Source organism: Empedobacter sp. UBA2044, assembly GCF_002333005.1.
Classification (GTDB): domain Bacteria; phylum Bacteroidota; class Bacteroidia; order Flavobacteriales; family Weeksellaceae; genus Empedobacter; species Empedobacter falsenii_B.
On record NZ_DDBA01000071.1, the window covers coordinates 1 to 4,628 of the forward strand.

A 4,628-nucleotide genomic window follows, 5' to 3' on the forward strand; every position below is an offset into this window, starting at 1 on the left:
TACAACTTCGAATTTCCTATAACTCTATTATTAAAGGATTGACTTCGTTTTATTCGGCTATTTTTTTCTTCTGTATATTTTATAATTTCAAATGAACTTCTCATCTTAGCAAACCCTCTCGGTATTTGCGGTTGCAAAGGTAATACTTATTTTTTAACTAACAAAATTTATTTTGATAAATTTTAAAGCTTTTATTTCAATAAGTCAATTCTTACTTTTACTCCCAACCCCCCTTTCGGAATCGGATTGCAAAGGTAATGCTTATTTCTAAACTCGCAAATTTATTTTTAAATAATTTTTGTCGCTATATAAGTCCTTATGTCAACTACAATACTACTCGTCTTTCGTATTGCGGTTGCAAATATACGCCTGCATTATTCGTTTTTCCAAACCAATTTTACTTTTATTTTACATTCTTTCCTTAAGTCGCTGGTACAATGGAAAATATTTTTTGTTTTTTTTAGATATGAGAAGTGAGATACGAGGTTTTTGACGAGAAAAACCCGTTTTTAACGCAGAAAATGATTAGACGTTTTGCTTTTCTTACCAAAAAGAAAAGAAAAACGGATACTTTATAGTTAACTACTCGGGAGATTGTCGCAAAGCGAGAATGGATTATTCAATATAGTTAATATATAATAGATGCAATGTTGAAACAAGTTTAGTATGACATCATAATTAAGTTTCTATAAAGAAGCTCTTTTATAAAATAGGAGTGACAGAACTAAAAAAGGAGAACTTCATGTTCTCCTTTTTTAGTTGATAGTAATTATTGTTATCGTTGTTATGCTAATCAATCTTTTATTTATACTCTAGAATTAAATAACCCCAGCTACAACAAAAGTGCTACCCCCAACGTAAATCATGTCATTTTCTGTTGCATTTAATTTTGCAGCAATTAATGCCTTTTCTACTGTATCAAAAAAGTGTTTATCGGTAATATCTTCTGGAATTATTTTATACAAGTCGTCAATATCATATTTTCGAGGAACATCTGGTTGACATAAATAATAAGTTGCTTTTTTAGGAAAGAAATTTAAAATAGATAAAACATCTTTATCATTCACAAATCCTAAAACCAAATGCAATTGATTATAAGCTTGCTCATTTATTTGTTTTGAAACCTCTGCTAAACCATGTGGATTATGCGCAGTATCAGCAACAATTAATGGGTGTTGTCCTAAAATATCCCAACGTCCGCGCAAATTTGTATTCTTTACAACATTCAATAAGCCATTCGTAATATTTTCAGGAGAGACTGCCCAACCTTGTTTTTGCAATTGTTCAATAGCGGTTAAAACGGTACGTTTATTTTTGATTTGATAAGACCCTTTCAAATCTGAAGCTAAATCTTGAAAATGTTTTTCTTCAGCAAAAATGATTTTTGCATTTCTATCTTTCGCTACTTGTTCAAAAATTGTTTTTGTCTCTGCTGTTGTTTCACCAATTACAACCGCTGTATTTGGTTTTATGATACCAGCTTTTTCAAATGCAATTTTGTCCAATGTATCACCCAAAAATTGTGTATGATCTAAACCAATGTTCGTAATCACAGAAAGTTCTGGTAAAATAATATTCGTTGAATCTAATCGTCCGCCCAAACCAGTTTCTATAATCGCGATATCAACTTTCTGTTGTGCAAAATATTCGAAAGCCATCGCAATTGCAATTTCAAAAAAAGATGCTTTTTGATCAATTATTTTTTGCTCATGCTTATTCACAAAATCAATCACAAATTCTTCATCAGCCATTTCTCCATTTACACGTATTCGTTCACGAAAATCTTTGAGATGTGGAGAAGTTGTCAAACCTGTTTTATAACCTGCTTCCTGAAAAATAGAGGCCAACATATGAGACGTACTTCCTTTACCATTTGTCCCTGCAATATGAACCGTTTTAAACTTAGTTTGAGGATTTCCCAAATACTCGCATAACGCTGTAATATTTGTTAAATCTGCTTTCATTGCTGATGCTCCAACACGTTGAAACATTGGTAAATTTGTAAACAACCAATCGATTGTTTCTTGATACGTTCTCATTTATTCAAAAATTTTACACGAAGTTACGGAATCATCTTCAAAAAAAAATCGAATTTCTCCGAAGAAAAATTCGATTCTATTATTTATGAATTGACTATTCTTAATCTGAATAATCTTGTTTTGTAGTTAATAATATTTTTAAAACAATAAATCCAACAATAGCAGCTGTTAACGAAGCGACTAAAATCATCAATTTCGCTTCATTTATATAGCTTGGGTCTTTGAAAGCTAACATCGAAACGAAAATGGACATTGTAAATCCAATTCCTCCTAAAATTCCGACGCCAAAAACTCGTTTAAAATTGACTGCTGTAGGTAATTCACATAAACCAAATTTTACTGCAATCCATGTAAATAATGTAATTCCGACTGGTTTTCCTACAACTAATCCTAAGAAAATACCCGAAGCTAAAGGAATACTAAAATGCGCTAATCCTCCACCATCTATCGTAATTGCAGTATTTGCCAAAGCAAATAATGGTAGAATAATAAATGCTACTGGAATATGTAAAGCATGCTCCATTTTAGCTGAAAGTGATTTAGAATCGTCCTTATCAAATGGAATTGTAAATGCAACCAAAACTCCCGCAATTGTAGCATGAATACCCGAATGCAACATAAACCACCAAACAGCAATCCCTCCAATAATATAAGGAATCATTGATTTTACTTTTAATTTATTTAAAGCGAAAAGACCTAACAAAATAGCAATTGCAATTCCGAATTGTGTAAAATCTAAAGGTAATTCTGGATTTGGGTAAAATAATGCAATAACGACAATTGCTCCTAAATCGTCAATCACGGCTAAAGCTGTTAAAAATACTTTAAGTGACAATGGAACTCTATTTCCTAACATTGTTATAATAGCAACAGCAAAAGCAATATCTGTCGCCATCGGAATTCCAAAACCATGAATAGTATCCGTTCCTTTATTCGTCAAAAAGAAAATAAATGCAGGAATTAACATTCCTCCCAAAGCTGCAAAAACAGGTAAAATTGCTTTTTTAGTATCCGACAATTCTCCTACAAAAACTTCGCGTTTTAATTCTAAACCAATCAAGAAAAAGAAAATAGCCATCAAACCATCATTAATCCAATGTGCAAAAGAATGCCCAAACATATCTGTTAACCAAATCGCATCATAAGATTCTGCAATTGGTGAATTGGCTAATAATAAAGAAAACGCAGTACAGAAAATCAATAAAATTCCGCCCGAAGTCTGGCTATGAAAAAATTGGTTAAAAAGTTTAGAAACTATCATTATATTTTTTTTAGTTTGGTAAAAATAATGAACTCGTTTTTAACCGCCTAATCTAAACGAAACAATAAGACCTAAATTATCATTTATATAATCTTTAAAATACTTTTTTGATACCAATTGCTAAAATTAAACATCTTTTCGATGATAAAAACGAATATGAAAGGTAAAATCAGCAAGAAATAATTGTGAGATTGAATGATAAAAAAGCTGCAAAACACTAAAAATCTAATATGTTCTAAATAAGGTACCCATCTTTTTTGTTCTAATTGTGCACCAATATTTATTAATGTTATCAAGACAAATACAACGAAGAAACCTTTGGTTAAATTATCAAATTGATCAAAATAATATGTTAGAATACTCATCGCGACAAACGATAAAATCAATTGTAAATTAATATAACCTTTGTATTTGAAATGATAACTATTCCCTTTATTCTTAGACACCCATTTCTTTTCAATAATTGGTCTTATTTCCTGATCCATAACCGCTGGACTACCAAAATATATTGTCAATTTTTCTTTAATAGATGATTTTCTTCGAGCAGCCTCGTACAACTCTAAATAATAATGAAAATGTTGCCACAAAAAACTGTAACTATTGATAGGATGAGTTAATCCATATCTTGGTTTTTCTTCTTCTTTCTGAAAAGTACCAAATAATTTGTCCCAAAAAACAAATACATCTCCATAATTTTTGTCCAAATATTTTTCGTCAGAAGCATGATGAACACCATGAAGAGAAGGTGTTATAAAAATATATTCAAGCCATTTTTGTTTCTCCAAAATCTGCGTATGCGTAAAAAAAGAATACACGCCATGAACCACCAAAATCGTCATCACTAAATTTGGATGAAAACCAATAAAAGGCAAAATACACCAAAAAACATTGCGAACAATTGCTTGCAAAGTCGTGATACGAGCTGCAACCGTAAAATTGAATTCTTCGGATTGATGATGCACAATATGGGCTCCCCAAAAAATATTGACTTCATGCCCCAAACGATGATACCAATACCAAACAAAATCTGTTGCTAAAAGCATCACAACCCAAATCCACCAAGCATTTGAAATATCTAAAAGACGATAATTTTCGTAAATCCAAACATACAAATTGTAAAAACTTACCGTAATAAAAAGATTCAATAATCGTTCTGCAATTCCTATTGAAATATTAGAAACTGAACTTTCATATTTATAGATATTCTTTAATTTTTTCTTTTTAACAACCACATATTCAAGCCATAAAAAAAGAAAAAAAGCTGGTAAAGCAAAAGCTAAATACTCGGGATGATTCATTTTTAAGCACTGTCCCGTCCTGAAATAGCG

General features: G+C 31.0%; 3 protein-coding genes. All 3 read right to left on the minus strand.

What is annotated here, in order from left to right; genetic code table 11:
* Positions 1 to 818: 818 nt before the first annotated feature.
* Positions 819 to 2,039 (minus strand): bifunctional folylpolyglutamate synthase/dihydrofolate synthase, encoded by a 1,221-nt coding sequence (locus tag B4E59_RS13105; protein WP_291053409.1) that lies wholly within the window; start codon positions 2,037 to 2,039, stop codon positions 819 to 821.
* Positions 2,040 to 2,139: 100 nt separating this feature from the next.
* On the minus strand, positions 2,140 to 3,300 hold the full coding sequence (gene nhaA, locus B4E59_RS13110; protein WP_291053412.1) for a Na+/H+ antiporter NhaA: 1,161 nt from the start codon (positions 3,298 to 3,300) through the stop codon (positions 2,140 to 2,142).
* Positions 3,301 to 3,383: 83 nt separating this feature from the next.
* Positions 3,384 to 4,628 (minus strand): sterol desaturase family protein (locus B4E59_RS13115; RefSeq protein ID WP_291053414.1); only part of this gene is annotated, 1,245 nt, incomplete at its 5' end.

Bases quoted from the DNA above. Each gene is read 5' to 3' on its own strand.
- B4E59_RS13105 (WP_291053409.1), bottom strand. From the start codon at position 2,039: ATGAGAACGTATCAAGAAACAATCGATTGGTTGTTTACAAATTTACCA.
- nhaA (WP_291053412.1), bottom strand. From the start codon at position 3,300: ATGATAGTTTCTAAACTTTTTAACCAATTTTTTCATAGCCAGACTTCG.